We start from the raw sequence: 23,119 nt of genomic DNA, 5'->3' as shown, positions 1-23,119 counted from the left end.
AAAGTCGGCACCAGCACCGTATTCCCATGATGAAGACGCTGTTCTCGGGATGGTGCCGCTTATGGTGCTGATCGGGTAGAGCCGTGAGCTGACCGGCGGCCTGCAACTCATCGTCCAGAGCCTCTCAAATGTCGCATGTCAGGCTCCTCGGCATGGCCCGCTGATCAACAAGGCAACTTCGCGCTGTCTCTCATCACGCGCGATGTCGACGGGGGGAAGAGACCAAGTGACGATCGATGTGGCAAGTGGCCTGACCGAACCAGGCCGCGTCCACGAGGCGATAGAGACGCAGTGCCGGCGCACGCCGGATCGCACCGCCGTCGTGGCGGGCACCGTCCGGCTCGGCTACGCCGAGCTGAACCGCAGAGCCGACGACATCGCCCGCGCCCTGTCCGCGAACGGCATCGGGCGTGGACACCTGGTCGGCGTCTGCCTGAACCGGGACGAGTGGCTGCTGCCCACGCTGGTGGGGGTGTGGAAGGCGGGAGCCGCCTACGTGCCGCTGGATCCGGCCTACCCGGCGGACCGGTTACGGTTCATGGCAGCGGACGCCGCTGTGGTGGCCGTACTGGCCTCGGCCTCGCTGCGCGCGAGCGCCGCTCTCACCGGCGCCGAGGTCATCGTCGTCGACGACGTGCCACCGGGGGAAAGGGCGCCGTTCGTCCCCGGGGCTCCGGGCGACGCGGCCTACGTCATCTACACCTCCGGCTCCACCGGTACGCCCAAGGGCGTGGTCGTGGAGCACCGCAACACCATGAACCTGCTGCGCTGGGAGGCGTCCGCGTACACCGCCGCGGAGCTGGGCGGCATGCTGGCCGGCGCTTCCGTCTGTTTCGACGCGTCGATCAGCCAGCTGTTCCTGCCGCTGGTCACCGGCGGGACGGTGATCCTGGCCGACAACGTGCTGGCGTTGCCGAGCCTGCCGGCCAGGGATGAGGTGACCACGGTCTACGGGGTGCCCTCCGCGCTGTCGGTGCTGTTGCGCGAGCCGCTGCCGAGCGGGGTGCGGGCGGTGTTCGCCGGGGGAGAGCCGCTCACCGGCGGCCTGGTGCGGCGTGTCTACGCCAACCCCGGGGTGCGCCGGGTGCTGAATCTGTACGGGCCGGCCGAGTGCACCACCACCTGCGCCGTGGCCGAAGTGCCCAGGAACCACGAGGGCGAGCCGCCCCTGGGCGAGCCGGTCGCGGGTGCGGTGTTCTCGGTGCGCGACGCGGCGGGGAACCCCGTGCCGGACGGAGAGCTGGGCGAGTTGTGGATCGGCGGTCCCGTGGTGGCCCGCGGTTACCTGGGGCGGGACTCGCCCGCGTTCCGCACGGAGGAGGACGGCGGCCGGGTCTACCGCAGCGGCGACCTGGTCCGCCGGGTGGGCGGCGAGCTGAGGTTCGCCGGCCGCGCCGACGACCAGGTCAAGATCCGTGGCCACCGGGTGGAGCCCGGTGAGGTCGAGTCCGCGCTGGCCCGCCATCCCGCGGTGCGCCGGGCGGTCGTGCTGGCCGCGGCCGGCGACGACGGGATCGCGTTCCTGACAGGTCACGTGGCGGCCTCCGAGGTGAGCGAGCCGGAGCTGCGCGACTGGTTGCGCGCCCGGCTGCCCGACCACCTGGTGCCGACCAGGATCGGCGTGGCAGCGGACCTGCCGCTCACCCCGAACGGCAAGGTCGACCGGGCGGCGCTGCCCGGGCTCGGCGCCGTCCGGGCGGGCGGGCAGGCGCCGGTCGCGCCGCGCACCGAGGACGAGCGCCTGGTGGCGGAGGTGATCGCCGGCGTGCTCGGCCTGCCGCGGGTCGGCGCGCACGACCGGTTCACCGATCTGGGCGGGCATTCGCTGGCGGCGGCCGGGGTGGTCACCGAGCTGTCCCGCCGCCTCGGGCACGCCGTCCCCCTCGCCGCCTTCCTGTCCGCTCCCACCGCGGCCGGCCTCGCGAGCCGGATACGCCGGTCAGCGCCGGCGCTGGTACGCCACAGTGGCCGCACCCGCTACCCGCTCACCGGCATGCAGCGGGAGTTCTGGACCCTCAAGCAGCTCCACCCGCACACCTCTGTCACCACGCTCGGGATCCGGCTGCGTGTACGCGGCCCGCACGACACCGCCTCGCTGAGATCGGCGCTGGACGCGGTCGTAGGCCGGCACGAGGTGCTGCGCAGCACGGTCGCCACCGATGCGGACGGTGTGCCGTACAGCGTGGTGCACCCGCCCGTCACCGTGCCCCTCGTCGAGCACGCGGCGGGAGCGGACCCGGAGAAGGTGGCCAGGGCCGCGGCGACGCACGTGTTCGACGTGACGAGCGAGGTGCCGCTGCTGCGGGCCGAGCTGTGCCGGCTGGACGACACCCTCGCCGAGCTGGTGGTCGTGGTGGACCACATCGCCTTCGACGGCGCCTCGGCCGGGCTGCTGATGGCCGAACTGGCCGCCGAGCTGGCCGGGGAACGGGTCGCCGGGCCGGCGGTCCAGGTCGGCGACGTGGCCGAACAGCAGCGCGAACAGCAGGACCTGGCGCCGCTTCGGGAATTCTGGCGGAGCGAGCTGGCCGGCGCCCCCGTGGCGGGCCCGGCGCCCGCGGACCTGACCGCGGACAGGGTGATCAGGCCACTGCCCGAGGAGTTCGTGACGGGCGTGGACACGCTGGCCCGCGGCTGCGGCGCCACCCCGTTCGCGGTGTATCTCGCGGCCGTCGCCTTAGTGGGAGGCGAGCCCGACACGCTCGTCGGGGTGGCCGCGGCACGGCGGGCCAGGCCGGAGCTGACCGAGGTCGTCGGCCCGCTGGTGGACACGGTGCCGGTCCGGCTGCGGCCCACCGGCGAGCTGACCTTCCGCGACCTGGTCGGGCAGGCCGCGGACGCCACCACGCGAGCACTGGTCCACCAGGAGATCCCGCCCGCGGACCTGCCCCGCGCCCCGGTGCTGCTGGCCATGCAGCACGCCGAGGTGCCGGTACGCCTGGGCGGCCTGGAGCTGCTCACCGAGCTCGGCTCGGGCGCGGCGGTCCACGAGCTCAGCGTGCTCGTCAACCGCACCGCGACAGGCACCGAGCTGCACCTCGAGTACGGCACCGCGCACCTCGACCGGGCGGGGGCCGAGGCGTACCTGGACCGGTTGACCTGGCTGTTGTCGTGCGCGCAGGCCGACCCGGACCGGCCGCAGGCGGCGTTCGAACCGGCCACCCCGGACGAACGCGCCGCGCTGCTGGCCGCCGCGGCCGGACCCGAGCTGCCGGACCACCTTCCGACGGTGCCGGCGGCGGTGGCGGCGGTGGCGGCCCACACCCGCGGGACCGCCGTGGTAGGCCCCGGCGGCACCTCACTCGGCTACGCCGAACTGGACGACTGGTCCGGCCGGGTGGCGACCGCGCTGCCGGCGCACGGGGTGAGGCCGGGCGACGTGGTGGGCGTCTGCCTCCCGCGGGACCACCTGATGCCGGCGGCCCTGCTGGCGGTGTGGCGGGCCGGCGCGGCGTACCTGCCGCTGGACCCGGAGCAGCCGCCCGAGCGGCTGCGCCGGCTGGCCGAGGACGCCGGGGTGCGGCTGGTGCTCACCCGAGGCGGGCTGAGCGCCGCCGGCGTGCCCTCGCTGGACGCGGACCACCTCGCGGCCACGCACGGTGAACGGGGGGAGCTGCCGGAGGTACGGGCCGACGACCTGGCGTACGTCCTTTACACCTCGGGCTCCACCGGGACCCCCAAAGGCGTGGAGGTCACCCACGGCAGCCTGGCCGCCCTCGTGTCGGGGATGGCCGCGGCGCTGCGGCTGGGCCCCCGGGACGTCCAGCCGGCCGTGGCGCCCCTGACCTTCGACGCCTCCGCGTCCGAGCTGTGGAGTGTGCTCGCCGGCGGCGGCACCTGCGTGGTGGTGGACCGGGCCACCGCCGTGGCCGGGCACGCGCTGGCCGAGCTGATCGCGACCAGCGGGGCCACCGTGGTCGACCTGGTGCCCACCGCGTACCGGATGCTGCTGGCGGCCGGCTGGGCCGGCGACCCCGCGCTGCGGGCCGTCGTCGGCGGGGAGACCCTTGACCCGGCCCTGGCCGGGCAGATCCTGGCACGGGTCGGCGAGCTGTGGAACGCCTACGGCCCCACCGAGGCCACCATCACCTCGACCCTGCACAGGGTCGGCCCGCACGAGTCCGGCCAGGTGCCGATCGGGCTGCCGATGCCGGGGGAGCGCGCGTACGTGGTCGACTCCCTGCTGCGGCTGGTGCCGCCGGGCACGGTGGGTGAGCTGCTGCTGGGCGGCGCCGGCGTCGCCCGCGGCTACCGGGGTCGGCCCGATCCGACACCGGCGGCGTTCGTCGACGACCCCTTCACACCTGGCGGCCGGTGCTACCGGACCGGGGACCTGGCGCGGTGGCGGCGGGACGGGACGCTGGAGTTCCACGGCCGCGCCGACCACCAGGTGAAGGTACGCGGATACCGGATCGAGCTGGGCGAGGTCGAGGCGGCGCTGCACGAGGTGGCCGACGGGGCGGTCACCGTGGCAGGTTCGGGCGCGCAGGCGCACCTCGTCGGCTACGTCACGCCGGAGACGGCGGACCTGGCCGCGGTGGAACGGCACGTCCGCTCGCGGCTGCCCGGGCACCTGGTTCCCCGGCGGTGGGTCGCGCTGCCGGCTCTGCCCATCCTGCCCAGCGGCAAGGTGGACAGGGCGGCCCTGCCCGAGCCCGCCGACGCCCCGGAGGCCGCACGCGTCGCCCCTGCCACCGACGCGGAACGCCTGGCCGCCACCGTCTGGGCCACCGTCCTGGAACGGCCGGCCGTCTGGGCCGGCGACGACTTCTTCGCCCTGGGCGGGCACTCCTTCGCCGCGACCCGGGTGACGAGCCGGCTGCGCGAGGCGCTGGGGCTGGCCGTTCCCGTGCGGCTGTTGTTCGAGCGGCCGGTTCTCGCCGATTTCGCCGCCGGAGTGGAAGACCTGCTGGTTGCCGAACTGATGGACGGGAGTGACGGATGACCGAGGTGAGTCAGGACCGGATCGCCGAGCTGCTGCGGTCCCGTTTCGCCACCGCACAGGCGGCGGCCGAAACCTCCGGCGCCCGCATTCCCGCGCTGTCCGCCGTGGACATGCCGCTGTCTCCCGCGCAGGAACGGCTGTGGTTCCTGTCCCAGCTGGAGCCGGACACGCCCGCCTACAACGTGCCGCTGGCGCTGCGGCTGAGCGGGCCGGTGGACGTCGCCGCCCTCACCGCCGCGGTGGCCGACCTGGCCGACCGGCACTGGATCCTGCGCGGCGTCATCGACGGGACGAGAGTGCGGCAGGCCGACGGCGTGCCCGTCCGCGTGGTCGACGTGGATCCCGGCGCGCTGGAGCGCGAGCTGGCCGGCCAGGCCTGGCGCCCGTTCCGGCTGGACGCGGAGCCGCCCATGAGGGCCACGCTGTTCCGGCTCGGCGGTGACGAGTGGGTGCTCGCGCTGACCCTGCACCACATCGCCACCGATGCCTGGTCCGAACGGCTCCTGCTGCGGGACCTCTCCGCCCTGTACTCCGCCCGGCTCGGCCTGACGCCGCCGCCGCAACCGCCGGCCCTGCAGTACGCCGACGTCGCCGCGTGGGAGGCCGAGCAGCCAGAGGACGACCTGGACTGGTGGACGGGGCGGCTGGCGGGTCTGCCGCCGGTGCTGGACCTGCCGTTCGCCCTGCCCCGGCCCGCCGTGCCCACCTGGCTGGGGGCCGCGGTCGAGGTGGAGGTGCCCGAGTCGCTGGCCGCCAAGGTGCGCGCGGTGGCGGGCACGACGCCGTTCATGGTGTTCCTGGCCGGCCTGCAGGCGTTGCTGTCCCGCCTGTCGGGCGGCGACGACATCGCCGTCGGCGTGCCGCACGCCGGCCGGCACCACCCGGACGCCGAGGAGGTCGTGGGCTGCTTCATCAACACGCTGGTGCTGCGCACCGACACCTCCGGCGACCCGACCGGCGCCGAGTTACTGGACCGGGCCCGCGCCGGCGCGCTCGACGCGTTCGGTCACGCCCGCACGCCGTTCGAGCGGATCGTGGAGCGGCTGCAGCCGGAGCGGAACCTGTCGGTCACCCCGCTGTTCCAGGTGATGCTGAACGTGTACGACGCCGGCGCGCCGATGAGCCTGCCGGGCGTGGAGGTACGGGCGGAACCGCTGCATTCGCCGACGGCCAAGTTCGACCTGAACCTGCAGCTCGGCGACGACGGGAGGCGATTCGCCGGTGAGCTGCGTTACCGGAGCGACCTGTTCGCGGAACCCGCCGTACGGCAGCTCGTGGACTGGTACCTGGCACTGCTGGACGGGATGCTCACGGAGCCGGTCGCGCCGGTCCGGCTGCCCGCCGGCCCCGACCTGCGCGGCCCGGCCGGGGCCCTGCCGACGGACGTGCCGTTGCACGTGCTGTTCGAACGGGCGGCCGATGCCCGGCCCGACGCGATCGCGATCGCCGGGCGAGCGGACGGGACGACCGGCACCGCGGTCGCGTGGCAGGACGGCACGGTCGCCTCGCTCGGCTACGCGGAGTTGGACCGGCGGGCCAATCAGGTGGCGCACTGGCTGCTGGCCTGTGGGGTGCGGCCGCAGGAGCCGGTCGGGGTGCTGCTCGAACGACGGCCCGAGCTGGCCGTCGCCCTGCTGGGCGTGCTCAAGGCCGGCGCGGCGTACCTGCCGCTGGACCCGGTGTATCCGGCGCGGCGGACCGAGGCCGTGCTGGCCGACGCCGGCGCCCGGATCGTGCTCACCGAGTCGGAGCTCGTGGCCGCCGCGGCAGAGCCCGCGCACCGGCCGGACGTGGCCGTGCCGCCCGGACACCTGGCGTACGTGATCTACACCTCCGGCTCCACCGGGCAGCCCAAGGGCGTCGCCGTCGAACACCGGCAGATCACCCACTACCTGGGCGCCGTGGCCGAACGGATCCCCGCGGGGATGGGCTCCTTCGCCCTGGTGTCCACCGCCGCGGCCGATCTGGGCCTGACGAACGTGCTGTGCGCGTTGACGACGGGAGCCACCCTGCACCTGATCGACCACGACACCGCCACCGACCCCGTCGCGTACGCCGCCCACGTGGCCGCGCATCCGGTGGACGCGGTGAAGATGGTGCCCAGCCAGCTGGAGCTGCTGGGCATGGCCGCACTTCCCGGGAAACTGTTGATCCTGGCGGGCGAGGCCGTACCGGCGGACCTGTTGGAGCGGATCAGGGCGGCGCGGCCGGACCTGGCCGTTCAGATCCACTACGGGCCCACGGAGACCACGGTGTCGGTGCTGGCCTGCGACGCGAACGAGGTGCCGCCCGGCGTCGCGGCGCTGGGCCGCCCGCTGGCCGGAGTCGAGTGCCGGGTGGTGGACCCCGCCGGGCACCCGCTGCCGCCCGGCGTGCCCGGCGAGCTGTGGATCGGCGGGCCCAGCGTGGCCCGCGGCTACCTGGGCCGGGCCGACCTGACCGCGCAGCGGTTCGCCGGCGGCTGGTACCGAACCGGGGACCGGGTGCGGGTCGGCACGGCCGGGCTGGTGGAGTTCCTGGGCCGCGTCGACGACCAGGTGAAGGTGCGCGGGTTCCGGGTGGAGCTCGGCGAGGTGACCGCCGCGCTGCGCGCCCTCCCGCAGGTGGGGGAGGCGTTCGTGCAGCCGGTCGGCGCCGGCGCGCAACGCCGGCTGGCCGCCTGGGTGACGCCGTTCGCCGGAGAGGGCGTGGACGTCTCGGCGATCAGGGCCGCACTGCGGGAGCGGCTGCCCGACTACATGGTGCCCTCGGCGATCGGCGTGCTGGAGGCGCTGCCGCTCACCCCGAACGGCAAGGTGGACCGAGCGGCGCTCCCGGTGCCCGAGAGCGGCCGAGAGACGCGGATGCCGCCTGCCACACCCCAGGAGCACCTGGTCGCCGAGGTCTGGGCCGAGGTGCTCGGCCTGCCGCGGGTGTGGGCCGACGACGACTTCTTCGCCCTCGGCGGGCACTCCTTCGCCGCGACCAGGGTGATCGGCCGGCTGCGGGAACGGCTGGGCGCGGTGGTCGCGGTGCGGCTGCTGTTCGAGCGTCCGGTGCTCGCCGACCTGGCCGCGGCGCTCCCTCGTCCGGGCGCGGCGGTCAGGGAACGACGGGAGCGGGCGGACGGGCCCGTCCCGCTGTCCGGGGCGCAGGCCAGGCTCTGGTTCCTGGCCCAGTTGGAGCCGGCGAGCACGGCGTACAACGTGCCCGTGGCGCTGCGGCTGCGCGGGCCGCTGGAGGCGGACGCGCTGCTGGGCGCGGTCCGCGAGCTGGCCGAGCGGCATCACGTGCTGCGGAGCGTGATCGACGACTCCGGCGCGGAGCCCGTGCTCGTGGTACGGCCGGCCGAGGACGTGCCGGTGTCCACGGTGAACCTCGCTCCGTCGCAGGTGGCGGATGCGGTGGCCGCGCACCTGGCCACGCCGTTCGCGCTGGACCGGGAGCCGCCGATGCGGGCGGTCCTGCTCGTGGCCGGCGAGCAGGACCACGTGCTCTCGCTCACCTTCCACCACATCGCCACCGACGCCTGGACCCGCGGGCTGCTGCTGTCCGAACTGTCGGACCTGTACGCTTCCTGCCTCGGCCTTCGCCCGCCGCCGGAGCCGCCGCCCGCCCAGTACGCCGAGGTGGCCCCCGTACCGGACCTGGCCGAACTGGACTGGTGGGCCGAGCGGCTGAGCGGCCTGCCGCCGGTGCTGGATCTGCCCACCGACCGGCCGCGCCCCGCGGTGGCGGACTCCGGCGGCGCCTCGGTGGACCTGGAGCTGCCCGAGGAGCTGAGCGAGCGGGTGAGGGCGGTGGCCGCCGCCTATCGGGTGACGCCGTTCATCGTGTTGCTGGCCGGCCTGCACGTCCTGCTGGCGCGGTTGTCCGCCGGCACCGACATCCCGATCGGAGTGCCGGTCTCCGGCCGCGACCACCCCGACACCGAGGGCGTGGTGGGCTGCTTCCTCAACACGGTGGTGGTGCGGGCCGACGTGGGCGGCGAGCCGACCGGCCACGAGCTGCTGGCCAGAGTCCGAGAGGCGGCGCTCGGCGCGTTCGCCCACGCGGGCGTGCCGTTCGACCGGGTGGTGGATCGGCTACGGCCGGAGCGGAACCTCGCCGCGACACCGCTGTTCCAGGTGATGCTGAACTACCTCCCGGACACCGGACGGCCGGAGCTGGCCGGACTGGAGACCGCCGAGCTCCACCTGCCGGAGCAGACGACCAAGTTCGACCTGAACTGGCAGGTGCTCGACGCCGGCCCCGGCCGGCCGTTGCGCGGCGGTCTCGCCTACCGCGCCGACCTCTTCGACGCGGCCACGGCGGCCAGGCTCACCCGGTGGTACCTGGCGCTGCTGGCCGGGATGCTCGCCGACCTGGACGCGCCCGTGAGTGCGCACCCGATGGAGCCGGTGACCGGCCCCGTCGTGGCCGGCGAGCCGCTGCCGCCGTCGGCGGACACTCCCGTGCACCGGCTGATCGAGCGCTGGGCGGACGAGACCCCCGGCGCGCCGGCCGTGGTGGGCGCGGACAGGTGCCTGACCTACGCCGAGCTGGAGGCGGACGCCAACCGGATCGCCCACTGGCTGCTCGGCGCCGGAGTGGGCGCCGACGAGCCGGTCGGCGTGCTCCTGGAGCCGGGGGCAGACCTGGCCTGCGCACTGTTCGGCATCCAGAAGTCGGGCGGCGGCTATCTGCCCATGGACCCGGCCTATCCGGACGGCAGGATCGCCACGATGCTCGACGCCGCCGGGGTGTGGGCGGTGGTCACCACGGCCGAGTTCGCCGACCGGATCGGTCCGGGCCGCCGGGTGCTGGCGCTGGACCGGATGCCGTCCCTGCCGCACAGCCGGCCGCGGGTGGACGTACGGCCGGAACACCTGCATCACGTGATCTTCACGTCGGGGTCCACCGGCACGCCCAAGGCCGTGGCCGCCGAGCACCGCGGCGTCATGAGCTACCTGAGCGGCATGCTGTCGCGGATCGACGTGCCGGGCGGGTCGTACGCGGTGGTGTCCACGCCCGCCGCGGACTTCGGGCTCACCTGCGTTTTCGCCGCCCTGACCACGGGCGGCACGGTGCACCTGGTGCCGCGCGAGACGGCGATGGACCCCGCCGCGTTCGCCCGCTACCTGAGCGAGCACCGCGTCGACGTGGTCAAGTGCGTGCCCAGCCACCTGGAGCTGCTGGCCTCCGGCGGCGACCTGGCCGCGGTGCTGCCGGACGAGCTGCTGATCCTGGCCGGTGAAGCCTGCCCGTGGGACCTGGTGGAACGGGCCAGGGCCGCCCGCCCGGGACTGCGGATCCAGAGCCACTACGGGCACACCGAGTCCACGATGATCTGCCTGGTCTGCGACACCGAGGAGATCCCCGCCGAGCGCCGGACCGGCATCGTGCCGCTGGGCCGCCCCCTTCCGGGGGTGTACGGCCATCTGGTGGACGCCGGGATGCGGCCGGTGCCGATCGGGGTGCCCGGCGAGCTGGTGGTCGGCGGCCCTGGTATCACCCGCGGCTACATCGGCCTGCCGGAGCTGACCGCCGAACGGTTCGTGCCCGATCCGCTGACCGGTCAGGGCCGCTGTTACCGCAGCGGCGACCTGCTGCGCGTCACCGCGGACGGGCAGGTGGAGTTCCGCGGCCGCGTCGACGACCAGGTCAAGGTGCGCGGCTACCGGGTGGAGCCGGGCGAGGTGACCACCGCCCTGCGCGCCCTGCCCCAGATCGGCGACGCCGTGGTGCTGCCGGTGGGCGAGGGCAAGGCCCGCCGGCTCGCCGCCTGGGTGACGCCGTCCGGCGCGGGCACCGTGGACATCTCGGCGGTCCGGTCCGCGCTGCGGGAACGGCTGCCCGACTACATGGTCCCCGCCCAGTTCGTCGTCCTCGACCGGCTCCCGCTCAACCCGAACGGGAAGGTGGACCGGGCCGCCCTGCCCGAACCGCGGCCGGAGGCCGCCGCCTTCGTGCCGCCGGACACGCCCGGCGAGGAACTGGTCGCCCGGGTGTGGGCCGAAGTGCTCGGCGTGGCAGAGGTCGGGGCCAACGACGACTTCTTCGCCCTGGGCGGCGACTCCTTCGCCGCCGTGCGCGCGGTCAAGGAGATCGGCCGCGGCCTGCGGGTGATCGACCTGTTCACCCGGCCCACCGTCGCCGAGCTGGCCGCGTTCCTGGACCGGGAGCTCCTGGGCGGGGAGGTCGGCGGCGGGCTGCTGCACCGCCTGGGCGGCGGCCGTACCAGCGAGTTCACCCTGGTGTGCGTGCCGTACGGCGGCGGGTCCGCGGCGGTGTACCAGCCGCTGGCCCGGGCCCTGGGCGAGCGGGTCGAGGTGCTCGCCGCGGAACTGCCGGGCCACGACCCCGCCCGGCCAGAGGAGACGCCGCTGCCGCTGGACGAACTGGTGGAGGCCCTGGCCGCGGAGGTGGCCGGCACCGCCTCAGGCCCGATCGCGATCTACGGCCACTGCGTCGGCTCCGCGCCCGCGGTGGCCCTGGCACGCAGGCTCGAAGCCGACGGGATCCCCGTGCTGGGCGTGATCGCGGCCGGCAGCTTTCCCACGGCCCGGCTGCCCGGCCAGGCCCGGCGGTTCTTCCGTGGTGATCGCTGGGTCTCCGACCGGATGTTCCGCGACGCGCTGCGGGCCTCGGGCGGGCTGCCCGACGACCTGGACGAGGCCGCAGAACGGACGGCGGTGCGTGCGATGCGCCACGACGCCGCCCAGGCGCGGGAGTGGTTCGGCCGGGAGCTCGCCGGCCAGACGCCGCCACTGCGCGCCCCCATCCTGTGCGTGGTCGGAGAACGGGACCGCGCCACCGAGCTGTACGAGGAGCGGTACGCCGAATGGGCGGCGTTCGCGCCCAGGGTGGGGCTGACCGTGCTGCCCCGCGCCGGCCACTACTTCCTGCGGCACCAGGCCGAGCCCCTGGCCGCCCTGGTGATCGAGCACCTACGGCGCTGGGCCGCGGGGCGGCTGCCCGACCCGGTACGCCCGCCGGGCAGGACCGGCCTGGGCCGCTTCTACACCGTCGCCGGTGGGCAGCTCGTGTCGGCGGCCGGCACCGCGCTGAGCTCGTTCGCCCTCGGTGTCTGGGCCTACCAGCGCAGCGGCGAGATCCTGGACCTGGCTCTGATCACGATGTTGTCCCAGATCCCCGCCGTGCTGCTCACCCCGCTCGGCGGCGCCCTGGCCGACCGGGTGGACCGCCGCCGGATCATGCTGGCCTGCGACGCGATCTCCGGGCTCGCCATGCTGGCGCTCGTCGTGCTGCTGGCGACCGACCGGCTGGCCCTGTGGAACGTGTGCCTCATCGTCGGCGTCACCTCCATGGTCACCGCGTTCCAGCAGCCCGCCTACCTCGCCGCGATCGCGCAACTGGTGCCCAAGCCGTACCTGCCGCAGGCCAACGCCATGGCCAACGCCGGATTCGGGATCGGCAACGTGGTGGCGCCGCTCGCCGGCGGCGCGCTGATCGGCCTGTTCGGACTGTCCGCCGTGGTGGCCGTCGACGTGGCCACGTTCGCGGTGGGCGTGGCGACCCTGCTGGCGGTCCGGTTCCCCGACAGGCTCTTCCACCGGCGGGAGGAGACGTTCCGGGCGGCGCTGAGCGGCGGCTGGCGGTTCCTGCGCCGGCGCCCGCCGCTGATGTCGATGGCCTTCTACTTCGCCGTGGTGAACTTCTGCACCGCCCTGATGTGGGTGCTGATCACTCCAGTCGTGCTGGCCATCGGCTCTGCGACGGCCCTGGGCGCGGTGACCGCGGTCGGCGGCCTGGGCGCCGCCGCAGGCGCCGGAGTGGTGCTGGTGTGGGGCGGAACCCGCCGCCGGGCCACCGGCATGATCGGTTTCGTCGTCGGGTCCGGAATCGGCGTGGTGCTCATGGGCGTGTGGCCGGCGGTCTGGCTGATCGCGGCCGGGCTGTTCCTGCGGCTCGCCTGCATGAGCATCGGCAACGCGCACTGGCTGTCCATCATCCAGGTGAAGGTGGGCCCCGAGCTCCAGGGCCGGGTCCTGGCCGTCAACGTCATGCTGGCCACCGCCATGCAGCCGCTGGGCTTCCTGGCGGCCGGGCCGCTGGCCGGCTGGGCCCAGCAGTACACCTCCCGCCCGGGTGGGGGCGCCGCGGCGGTGCTGCTGGCCAGCGGGGTGCTGCTGGTGGTCTGGGGTCTGCTCGGGCTGCGTCACCGTCCCCTGCACCACCTCGAGGACGTGGTCCCCGATGCCGCGCCACCGCCCGAGTCCGCGGCCGACCTCGACGCCATCCAGGCGAAGGTCCTGCACGGATGACCCTCGTGACCATGGCCGACGTGACGGCCGCCACGACCCGGATCGCGCCCTACGTACGGCGCACACCGCTGCTGCGGCTGCCCGGCGAACGGCTCTGGATCAAGCCCGAGAACCGGCAGCACACCCGCTCGTTCAAGGTGCGCGGCGCGGTCAACGCCGTGGCGCGGCTCGCCGAACGGGGCGTCGGACATGTCATCGCCCAGTCCTCCGGCAACCACGCCCAGGCTGTCGCGTACGCCGCCGCCGAGCACGGCGTGCGGGCGACCGTCGTCCTGCCGGACACCGCGCCGGAGCTGAAGGTGACGGCCGCCCGCCGGCTCGGGGCCGAGGTGGTGATCGTGCCACCGGCCCTGAGGGAGCACACCTGCCTGGCCCTGGCCGACAGGTTCGCGGCCACGGTGGTCGGCTCCGACGACTTCGACGTCATCGCCGGGCACGGCAGCGCCGGCATCGAGATCGGCCGCGACCTGCCCGACGCGGGCACGATCCTGGTGCCCGTCTGCAACGGCGGCCTGCTGGCCGGGATCGCGGTCGCGGCCAAGGCCGTCAACCCGGCGATCAAGGTGATCGGCGTCGAGCCCGAACTGGCCGCCGACGGCGCGGACAGTTTCCGCGCGGGACGGCGCACCGCGTGGCCGGTACGGGAGACCTACCGCACCCGCGCCGACGGCCTGCGCGCCCCGATCCTGGGCGCCCTGGCCTGGGAGCACATCCAGCGGTACGTGGACGACATGGTGACCGTGAGCGAGGACCGCATCGATCTCGCCGCCGATCTGCTGGAGCACAAGCTCGGGGAGCGCGCCGAGCCCAGCGGCGCGGTGGCCACCGCGGCTTACCTCGCCCACGGGGCCACGCTGCCGGCAGGACCGGTGGTGGCCGTCCTGTCCGGCGGCAACGTGGCGGGCGCGCTTGCCGGGGGCGCATGACGATTGCTCCAGCGGTCGAAGGGTGAGGGTTCGGCCGCTCACGCCGACGCGCGTACGACCACGAGCGCGCCTGCCAGCGCCAGCACCAGGACGTCGACGGATATCGTCGCCGCCGAGTCGGACACCCGGATCCGGCTGACGATCGCCCCCACCATCAACACGACCAGCCCGATCGACGCGGCCACGCCGAGCAACGGCACCGCAAGGCCGACGAGCAGCCCCGCGCCCCCGGCCGACTCGCACACGCCGATCAGTCGCCACAACCCCGGCCGCAATCCGAGATGATCGCGGATCGCCAGCGACTGCGGCAGACCCAGCACTTTGATCCCGCCGGTCCCGACGAACAGGAGGCCGAGCAGGATCGACAACACGACAACGGCGACGCTCATCGGTGGCGACTCCAAAGATCCACACAGCAACCCACTGCCGAACAGCCTGCGCCATCGCGGCAACCAGATCACGATGAGTATGCCAGCCGTGCCCGTCGCGTCCCCGAGGGGATGGGAAGCGGCGGGACGCGGTCAGCCGTGCCTTCGCACGCGAAAAACCCGGTGACGTCGGTGGTCATCCCCGCGATAATCGCCGACGTGGAAAAGCTCGAGGTCGTCGTCGCCCATAACGAGCGCGCGACCCTGCGCCTCGGCGACGTGTTCCTGAAGATCGACTCTGATCAGACGCGCACCGACGTCGAGGTCGAGGCGATGGCCATGGCGCCGATCCCGACTCCGGAGGTCCTGTGGCGCAAGCCGCCCGTGCTCGCGCTCGCCGCCCTCCCCGGCACGGCACTCGGCCGCCTCGGCGAGCCGTCGACCGCGTCGTCGGCGGCGTGGGCCGCGGCGGGTGCCGCCGCACGGATGCTGCACGACGCGCCACTGCCGCCATGGCCCGGTCGGAGCCTCGACGAGATCGCATCGGCCCTCGACAGCGAATGCGAGTGGCTCGTCACGAACGGGGTCCTTCCCAGCGACCTGGTCAAGCGGAACCGCCGGATTGCCGAGGCTGCGCTCCGGCCGTGGACACCGGTGTTCACGCACGGCGACCTGCAGATCACCCACGTGTTCGTCGACGGTGACGAGATCACCGGCGTGATCGACTGGTCCGAGGCGAGCCAGGGCGATGCCCTGTTCGACCTCGCCATCTTGACGCTCGGACACGAGGAGCGCCTTGACGACGTCGTCGCCGGCTACGGCGCCGACGTCGACCTTGACGTGATCCGCGCGTGGTGGTCGATGCGAAGCCTGCTGGCGATCCGCTGGCTGGTCGAGCACGGCTTCGACCCGTCCTTGCCGGGCTGCGAGGTCGACGTGCTGAGATCCCGGATGTGAGGCTGTACGAGCCCGACTGCCACGAGTGCCGTTCTGCCCCATCGAGCGGGCCGTCTCCTGACGTACGTCGTCTCCCGGACCGACGAGGTCATGCTCCTCGAAGATCCCGGCCGCCGCGTTCGTGCCGGTCGGCGATGACGACGCGGCTGCGGAACGGCGGGCCGAGCTGGGCAAGCGCGACCGCATCGTACGGGCTTCATCGAGCCGTTGCTGTCACACCCTGTCCAACGGACTGCTGTTCAGGAGGGAGTGGATTTCTACTGAATCCGCCCCCGGGAGCATCGTTCGCCTTGGCGACGGCGACCTTGTCGTCACTGCGCGCGAACGCCACCACGGTCGCGCCGCCGCCGAGCAGCCGCGCGTACTGCACGCCGTAGCTTCCGAGTCCACCGATCCCGCTGGCGACGACCGTGCGCCCGCCTCCGAGTCTCCCGGCGGCCTGGAGCTTCTTCATCCCGCGGTAGGGGGTGAGTCCGGCATCCACCAGGGGCGCGAGGTACTGGGGCTGGAGATTCGTGTTCGGGTCGATGCGGACGAGGTGACGGCTGGGAGCCGTGACGTATTCCGCGAAGCCTCCGGGTATGGGCATTTTCGAGGGGAGGTGCTGAGCTGTGACGGTGACGTTCGGGTGTGCCGGACGTTCGCTGTCTGGTGAAACGCCTGCAGGAGAGGATCTTGGACGATAGCTTCGCGACATGCGTGCGCAATCAGCGATGTTGAGCAGTGAAGTGCCGTCCTCGTCCCGGATCATGGATTTCACGTTGGTCGAGACCGCGGCCGGGCCGCTCGTGGTCTGCGCCGACTCCGGGTACGGAGGAGTGTGGACCTGGGATCCCCTGCGAGATGTGTGGCAGGAGCGGCCGCTGGCCTTCGCCTGCGCGGGGGACCCGCTGGCCGCTCAGTACCCCGATGCTGAGAACGCCCTCGATTCGGTGGCCGCGGTCGTGTCCGATGGCCGCGTGGTCCTGGCGGCGGGAGGCGATGAACAGGGTTTCGCCTGCTGGGACTTGGAGAGCGGCGCGCTGATTCGGGGAGCCCGTTTCGACGACCCCTATCTTGCGGCCGTCACCGAAGTGCGGGGCGGGGGAGCGCCGCTGTTCGTGACCGCCACGCAGTACGCGGAGGAGATCCTGGTGTGGGGACCGTCCGCGGAGGCGCCTGCGGAGCTGCTCAACGAGGTCGGCCGGGTCGCCTGCCTCGCAGCCTCACACGGCCTTGGCTTCCCGCCGCTGGCGGCGGCGGGTGGGATGGACGGGGGAGTGGTTGTGTGGGATCTGCCGGCGGGCGGGGAGGTGGGGTCGTTCGACACCGACGAGAGACGGGTACTGGCCGTCTCACTGACGAGGCTCGCGGGTGACTCCATCCTGGTGGCGGGGGTCGAGGACGAGATCCAGGTGTGGGGCCTGGCCGACGAGCACGGGGATGATCCCCTCTACGACCCGCTGACCGGGCACGAGGAGGACGTCGTCGCCGTGGACACGGCCGTGGTCGGCGAGCGGACCCTGGCAGTGAGCGGGGGCGACGATGAGACGGTGCGCCTGTGGGACCTGGCGACCGGTACGCAGCTCGGCGATCCGCTGGTCGGCCACGAGGGGAGTGTCGAAACGGTCCAGACTGCCATCCTCAACGGGCGCCACGTCGCTTTGAGCGCGGGCCGGGACGGCAGGATCAATGTCTGGGACCTACAAACCATCGCGCGGTAGAGGGCCCATGTCGGATCTGCGGCCAGGCTCGTTCGGCGGCCCGGCGGCCCGGCGGCCCGGCGGCCCGGCGGCCCGGCCTGGAGTGAATACGTCCTCGTCCTGGCCGAGTTCGTCGTCCCGGTGAGCGACGACGTTCCCGACGGCATCGCCGCCTAGCTGCTGGCCGATCCCAGCACGCCACGGTCGGCTACGACGGCTTCTTCCTGCAGACCGCCGCCGGCTCCAACATCGGCCGCCTGCTGTCGCCCAGTTCCACGCGATCCAGCACATCAACATCGTCCGCAGCGACGCAGGCGCCCGGACACTGCGAGAGCGCTACCCGGGCGTTCCGGTGGTCTCCACCGCTCGGCCCACGTGGAAGGACGAGATCCGCGAGCACATCGGGGCCCGACCCGTTCCCGCCGCGGTCGATCCCGTGGGCGGCGCGCCGGCCGGAGATCTCCTGCGGTTGCTCTCACCCGGCGGAACCCTGATCACCTACGGCGTCCTGGCCGAGGAGCCCGTCCCGCTCCACGCCGGGGACCTCCTTCAGAAGAGCCCCGGGCTGCGGGGCCTGACCGGCCTCCGCCGGGCGCAGACCGTCTCCGCCGAGCTGCGCGCCCACGACCTGGCCACCGCCGCCCAGCTCATCGCCCGTGGCGCGGCCGAGGCGTTCGACGTGGCAGCCCAGTACGGCATCGACGAGATCGCGCAGGCCGTTGAGCACGCGGTCCGGCCGGGAAAGACCGGCACGGTTCTCGTCACCATTCCCTGATCCCTGCCGGATCGTCCAGGCTCGACCGGTCCGGGTGCCTGCCAACGGTCGTCATCGAGCATGCCACCCGGCGTCGCCCGGGCCGTCAAGAACCTGGATCTGGCGGATGCCGGTCGTCGGGTGCGCGGCCGGGGACAGGAAGTTCAGCGGCTCCGGCACCCCTCCACGCTACGGGGCGGTCGGCTTGCTGATCTGTCCTTCGGAGTCGACCACGATCACCTCGATTCCCTCGGCCGAGAACGGGGCCAGCGCGTCTTCAGGGGCCCCGGCGTCGGTCACCAGCGTCCAGGGCCGGGGGAGCCGGACCCAGGCGTGGAACGGACGTCGCCCGAGTTTGGCCGCATGCGCCAGCACGTACGTCCGGTGCGAGCTGCGCGCCATGAGCTCCTTGAGCCGGGTCTGCTGATGGTCGGCCTCGCAGATCCCGCGGTCCGCGGTGACTCCGTCGGCCCCGAGAAAGACGCGGTCGAACGACATCCGCTCCAGGGAGGTCTCGGTGATGGGGCCGACGAATCCCTGGCTGAGGTGGCGCAGCCGGCCGCCGAGACACACCACATGGAGGCCCTCGACGTCGTCGAGCTCTTTCAGCACCGTCAGGCTCGTGGTGGCGATCAGGAGCTGGGTGCTGGAGCGCAGCTCGTGAGCCAGGGCCCCGACGGTCGAGCCGGCGTCGAGCAACACGGACTCGCCGGCTCGGATCTGCTGGGCCGCCCACCGGGCGATTCCGCGTTTGGCCTCGAAGGCGTCGCCGACGCGCTGGCGCAACGAGTCCTCGGGGTGCGCGACGACGGCCATCGCGCCGCCGTACGTGCGGGCCAGCAGCCCCTGCGCGGTCAGCCGGGCGAGGTCACGCCGGATGGTCGAGGACGTCACGTCGAACGTCGAGGACAGCTCTTCGACGCTGGCCAGGCCACTGGTCGTGGCCAAACGCACGATCTCGGCGCGCCGACGCTCAGAGTTACTGGACAACGCTCCTCCTTTTCAACGCCCCGGGGTCAGCTGGCCGGGCTGGGAGACATCTGTGCGGCCTGCCGCAGCGCCTCGATCATGCTACCGACCTCGGCGAGGCCCTTCCCGGCGATGTCGAAGGCGGTTCCGTGGTCCACGGACGTGCGGATGACGGGCAGGCCCACGGTGATGTTCACCCCGGCCTCGATGCCGAGGATCTTCACCGGGCCGTGGCCCTGGTCGTGGTACATCGCCACGATGAGGTCGTAGTCTCCGCGCCCCGCGACGAAGAACGCCGTGTCGGCGGGCAGCGGTCCCTGCACGTCGATGCCGTCGGCCTGCAGGACCTCGATGGCGGGAACGATCTTCTCGGCCTCCTCCCCGTACCCGAACAGGCCGTTCTCCCCGGCGTGCGGGTTGATGCCGCACACGCCGATGCGCGGGTTCTCGATCCCGGCACGCCGCAGGGCCTCGTGGCCGCGGCGGACGGTCCGCTCCACCAGGCCGGGTTCGATCTTCGCGATCGCGTCGATCAGCCCGATGTGCGTGGTGACGTGGATGACCCGGATCTTCGGCGAGGACAACATCATGGACACCTCCTCGATCCCGGTCAGGTGCGCGAGGAGCTCGGTGTGGCCCGGGAAGATGTAGCCGCCCGCGTGCAGGGCCGCCTTGTTCAGCGGCGCCGTGCAGATCGCCTGCACCTCGCCGGCCATCGCCAGCCCGCTGGCGACGCGTACATAGTGGTACGCGGCCGCCCCAGCCACGGGGGAGACCTTCCCCCAGGGCAGATCCTCCGGCAGCAGCGCCAGGTCGATGACGTTGACGCGGCCCGGCTCGAACACGGCGTCGGCCACGGAGTCGACCGCCACGATCTCGGCGTCGATCCCGAGGATGCCGGCCGCCTGGCGCAGCCGTACGGCGTCGCCGATGACGACGGGACGGCAGAGCTCGGCGACGTGGGGGTCCTGGAGGGCGCCGACGATGACTTCCGGGCCGACGCCGGCCCCGTCGCCCATGGTGACGGCGATGATCGGGGTGGCCGAGGTGCGCGGCTGTGGGTCGACGGGGGCGGTGGTGATGCTCACTATGGGACCTTTCGCTGGGTTCTGGGGAGGGATGGGGGCAAGGGTTCCGAGGGAGTGCGGGGCCAGGGCCCTGACGATCTCGACGAGCGAGCCGGGCCCGCCGAAGCTGCCCGGGCGGGTGACCACCGAACGGCCGTCGGGCGTCCGGGAGTGGACGGCTCCCGGGTGCACCTGTCCGACCGGTGCCAGTTCCCGCACCTGGAGGGCGTCGAGGACGCGCCGGGCGGTCTCGCCGCCAGTCAGCACGAGGTCCACCGTCCGTGGGGACGCGCGCACCGCGTCCGCGACGACCTCGGCCAGCCGCCGCACGATGTCACGCGAGGCCGTGGGCAGGACGGCGCCGGCGGAGTCGAGGAAGGCCACGACCGCCTGGTCGCCGATCGGGATGCGGGGGAGGGGGTCCCGTTCGTCGGCCGTGCCGAGGAGCGCCGTCAAGGGCAGGGGGACGGGTACGGCTCCCGCCTCGACCAGCCGGCGGACCTGTTCGGCCGCGACCGGCTCGGCGCTGCCCACCACGACGAGCGGCGCCGGGCGGGCCACGTCGCCGTGCCGCGCGGTATGCGCGGGGACGGGCTCAGGCTCCTCGACGGCCGCGCCGAGACCCCGCAGGTGACGCCCGAGCGCGTCGGCGAGTCCACCGGATCCGACCAGCCGCACCGACGGTACGGCCAGCGCGGCACGCAGCACGGCGTCCAGATCGGCATCCGTCTCGGCGTCGCACAGCGCGAGGTGCGAGTCCTCGGCGCAGGAGGCGATCGCGGCGGAAAGCCGATCCGATCGCACGGTCGCGAGGTCCAGCACGCGGGCCGGAAGCGGCGCCAGGGCCGCCCCGATCGACGCCGGAGCGGGGACGCCGTCCACCGCCCAGGCGTTCGCCCGATGGAGGGCCACCCCGGACAGGTGCAGCACGCCGCCGCGCACCACCCGATCCAGGCCGGGCAGGGCAGGGGCGACGACGATGCCGGCCCCGGGCGCCGTGAGCGCGGCCACCTCCGCCGCGACGTTGCCGCGCAGCAGAGAGTCGATCTTCTTGAAGACCAGCCGCGCACGCCCGGCCGAGGCCAGGCCGACCGCGGAACGCACCGCCGCGGCGGCCTCGGTGGGAGGCCGGTGCCGGGAGTCGGTGTCGACCACCAGGATGTCGGCGGGATCACCATCGCCCCGTACAGCGTGGTGAGCGAGAACAATCCGTGTGCGTGTTCCGCGCATCATTATTCGCGCTGCCGACTCGGCCGCGCCCGAGAGGTCGTCGGCCACGACGAGGACACCGTGCGCGGCCGTGCTTCTCCTGGGCGTCAAGGAATCCCCCGATTTGATCGATATGTGCACCTCAGGCAGGCCCTCACTAACCCCGCGAACCCATGAATGGTCCGCTCCGGAGCGAGGCGTGCACGTCGGCGCAGCCTCCGTCTTGACTGGATGATGTCACAGCTTGCACAAAATGCGCTAGAGCTCTTGCGCGAAGCGCGCATGCATGTAATGGTGCAGCAACGTCGTTGTGACGTGGGAAACATCCGGTCCTGGCAGGCGGCCGCTGAGAAGCGCACCGCTGAGGACGGTCCAGAAAGCGAGAAGCCCCGTGACTCATCTCGGAAGCGGCCCCCAGTACTCCCGCCGAAGTCTTCTCCGCCTCGGTGCTCTCACCGGCGCGGCCATGACGTTGAGTCCCCTCGCCGCCTGCGCGGGACCGGGGCCCGTCCCCGGGGCCGGCTCTGGTGCCGGTTCCACCGCCGGTCCGGGCCTCACGCTGGCGCTCAACCGCTCGCTCGTGTCGCTGGACAACAAGCTCAACCAGTTCGACGCCGCCGTCAGCGTCCAGCGCGGCGTCCGCCAGGCGCTGACCTTCATCGATCCGAAGCTCGCCGTGCAGCACGTCCTGGCCGAGAGGTTCGAGCTGACGGCGCCCACCGAGTGGACGGTCAAGCTGCGGGACGGCGTCCGCTACTCCGACGGCAGCCCGGTCAAGGTCGAAGACGTCTCAACGGCCCTGCAGATGTATCAGAAGGTCCCCGGATCGTTCCTGGCCGGCCTGTTCCCCGAATGGCCGACGGTCACCCCCGTCGACGCGAGCACCTTCAAGCTCGTGACCGAGAACCCGGTGCCGACACTCGACTACCTGATGGCGAACATCCTGATCACCCCCGCCGCCGCGAACAAGGCGGAGGAACTCCAGGGCGGCATCGGCTCGGGCCCCTACGTCGTCACCTCCGCGAACCGGGGCACCGGCGAGTACACGCTGCAGGTCAACGACAAGTACTGGGGCCCCGCGCCCGGGATCAAGACCGTACAGGTCAGGTTCCTCCCGGAGGAGGCCAACCGCGTCGTCGCCCTGCGCAGCGGCGAGGTAGACGTGATCGACGCGATCTCCCCCGATGCGATCAGCCAGCTCTCCGGTCTCGGCGACGTGGAGATCCAGCAGGTGCCGAGCACACGCATCACGCAGCTCTTCTACAACTTCCGCAAGCCCTCCGGGCACCCCCTCGCCGACGCGCGCGTGCGCGAGGCCCTCAGCTACGCCATCAACGGCCCCTCCCTCATCAAGGACGTCTTCGCCGATTCGGTGACCCCGGCCCGGGGCGTGGTGGCCGACACCCTGACCGGGGCGGTGCAGACGGGCGAGTACGTCTACAACCCGCAGAAGGCCAAGCAGCTGCTCGAGGCCGCCGGGGTGAAGGATCTCAAAATCAAGATCATCTGGGAGACCGGGGAGTTCGCCAACGACACGAGCGTCATGGAGGCCGTGGTGGAGATGCTCAAGGCGGTCGGCGTGCAGGCCGAACTCCAGCAGTTCCAGCCGGGCGGCGACATCTCCAAGTGGCGGCAGGGCCGGGGCGGCGACTGGGACGTCCTCGGCAACGGCTACCCCGGCCCGACCGGGCTGGCGCTGACTCCGCTGCAGGGCATGTTCGCCGGCACGAAGGAGAAGGAGGCCACCCGGGACACCTACCACGGCTACGTGTTCCCCAAGATCACCGAAATGCTCCAGAAGGCCTCCCGGGAAACCGACAAGACGGCCCGGGACGCCCTGCTGGCCACCGCCCAGAAGGAGATCTGGAACACCTGGCCGTGCATGTGGGCCTTCGTCCCCAAGACCGTCATCGCCCGGCGCAAGCGCGTGCAGAACGTGCTGCTCAGCCCCACCAACTCCTACGACCTGGCAGCTGTCCGGCTGAATGGATGAATC

At 73.0% G+C, this 23,119-nt stretch carries 11 protein-coding genes; 7 read left to right on the top strand and 4 right to left on the bottom strand.

Features of this window, described 5'->3' with window-relative positions; all coding sequences use genetic code 11:
• Positions 1-226 precede the first annotated feature (226 nt).
• From ABZS69_RS28875 to ABZS69_RS28865, 3 genes are read left to right on the top strand one after another with little or no spacing between them, the layout of a single operon-like run.
• Positions 227-4,945 carry an amino acid adenylation domain-containing protein gene (locus tag ABZS69_RS28875; RefSeq protein WP_355378033.1) on the top strand — a complete coding sequence of 1,573 codons (4,719 nt, stop codon included), beginning with the start codon at positions 227-229 and terminating at the stop codon, positions 4,943-4,945.
• On the top strand, positions 4,942-13,191 hold the full coding sequence (locus ABZS69_RS28870) for an amino acid adenylation domain-containing protein (RefSeq protein ID WP_355378031.1): 8,250 nt from the start codon (positions 4,942-4,944) through the stop codon (positions 13,189-13,191). Before ABZS69_RS28875 ends, ABZS69_RS28870 begins: the two co-directional genes overlap by 4 nt.
• On the top strand, positions 13,188-14,117 hold the full coding sequence (locus ABZS69_RS28865) for a pyridoxal-phosphate dependent enzyme (protein WP_355378029.1): 930 nt from the start codon (positions 13,188-13,190) through the stop codon (positions 14,115-14,117). The genes ABZS69_RS28870 and ABZS69_RS28865 overlap by 4 nt, the downstream gene beginning before the upstream one ends.
• Before the next feature lie 38 nt (positions 14,118-14,155).
• Here the strand turns inward: ABZS69_RS28865 and ABZS69_RS28860 are convergent, their stop codons facing one another.
• Positions 14,156-14,506: a DoxX family protein gene (locus tag ABZS69_RS28860; RefSeq protein ID WP_355378027.1), complete on the bottom strand. Its 351-nt coding sequence runs from the start codon at positions 14,504-14,506 to the stop codon at positions 14,156-14,158.
• 198 nt (positions 14,507-14,704) lie between these two features.
• Here ABZS69_RS28860 and ABZS69_RS28855 point away from each other — a divergent pair, with 198 nt between their 5' ends.
• Positions 14,705-15,442, top strand: coding sequence for a phosphotransferase (locus ABZS69_RS28855; protein ID WP_355378025.1), 738 nt, complete (start codon positions 14,705-14,707; stop codon positions 15,440-15,442).
• 196 nt (positions 15,443-15,638) lie between these two features.
• On the opposite strand, the gene ABZS69_RS28850 is transcribed toward ABZS69_RS28855, so the two are convergent.
• Positions 15,639-16,193, bottom strand: coding sequence for a hypothetical protein (locus tag ABZS69_RS28850; protein ID WP_355378023.1), 555 nt, complete (start codon positions 16,191-16,193; stop codon positions 15,639-15,641).
• Between ABZS69_RS28850 and ABZS69_RS28845 the strand changes: the two genes are divergently transcribed.
• Complete coding sequence (locus ABZS69_RS28845) at positions 16,192-17,145, top strand: hypothetical protein (protein WP_355378021.1); 954 nt, start codon at positions 16,192-16,194, stop codon at positions 17,143-17,145. The two genes, ABZS69_RS28850 and ABZS69_RS28845, sit on opposite strands and share 2 nt — an antisense overlap.
• A 331-nt stretch (positions 17,146-17,476) precedes the next feature.
• Entirely contained in the window at positions 17,477-17,899 is a 423-nt protein-coding gene (locus tag ABZS69_RS28840) for a zinc-binding dehydrogenase (RefSeq protein ID WP_355378019.1), read from the top strand.
• 168 nt (positions 17,900-18,067) lie between these two features.
• Here the strand turns inward: ABZS69_RS28840 and ABZS69_RS28835 are convergent, their stop codons facing one another.
• Together ABZS69_RS28835 and pdxA are read right to left on the bottom strand one after the other, a co-directional pair.
• Positions 18,068-18,868: a DeoR/GlpR family DNA-binding transcription regulator gene (locus ABZS69_RS28835; RefSeq protein WP_355378017.1), complete on the bottom strand. Its 801-nt coding sequence runs from the start codon at positions 18,866-18,868 to the stop codon at positions 18,068-18,070.
• Between the two features lie 26 nt (positions 18,869-18,894).
• The gene (gene pdxA / locus ABZS69_RS28830; protein WP_355378219.1) at positions 18,895-21,192 is read right to left on the bottom strand and encodes a 4-hydroxythreonine-4-phosphate dehydrogenase PdxA; all 2,298 of its coding nucleotides are present in this window, start codon (positions 21,190-21,192) and stop codon (positions 18,895-18,897) included.
• Positions 21,193-21,589: 397 nt separating this feature from the next.
• Between pdxA and ABZS69_RS28825 the strand changes: the two genes are divergently transcribed.
• Complete coding sequence (locus tag ABZS69_RS28825) at positions 21,590-23,116, top strand: ABC transporter substrate-binding protein (protein WP_355378015.1); 1,527 nt, start codon at positions 21,590-21,592, stop codon at positions 23,114-23,116.
• The last annotated feature ends 3 nt before the right edge of the window (positions 23,117-23,119 follow it).

This window comes from Nonomuraea sp. NPDC005650 (genome assembly GCF_040605375.1).
Classification (GTDB): domain Bacteria; phylum Actinomycetota; class Actinomycetes; order Streptosporangiales; family Streptosporangiaceae; genus Nonomuraea.
The sequence above is the reverse complement of the archived record's forward strand: the minus strand, read 5'-3'. Positions and strand labels throughout refer to the sequence as shown.

Bases quoted from the DNA above. Each gene is read 5' to 3' on its own strand.
- ABZS69_RS28825 (WP_355378015.1), top strand. From the start codon at position 21,590: ATGACGTTGAGTCCCCTCGCCGCCTGCGCGGGACCGGGGCCCGTCCCC.
- ABZS69_RS28865 (WP_355378029.1), top strand. From the start codon at position 13,188: ATGACCCTCGTGACCATGGCCGACGTGACGGCCGCCACGACCCGGATC.
- ABZS69_RS28860 (WP_355378027.1), bottom strand. From the start codon at position 14,506: ATGAGCGTCGCCGTTGTCGTGTTGTCGATCCTGCTCGGCCTCCTGTTC.
- ABZS69_RS28845 (WP_355378021.1), top strand. From the start codon at position 16,192: ATGGATTTCACGTTGGTCGAGACCGCGGCCGGGCCGCTCGTGGTCTGC.
- ABZS69_RS28850 (WP_355378023.1), bottom strand. From the start codon at position 16,193: ATGATCCGGGACGAGGACGGCACTTCACTGCTCAACATCGCTGATTGC.
- ABZS69_RS28870 (WP_355378031.1), top strand. From the start codon at position 4,942: ATGACCGAGGTGAGTCAGGACCGGATCGCCGAGCTGCTGCGGTCCCGT.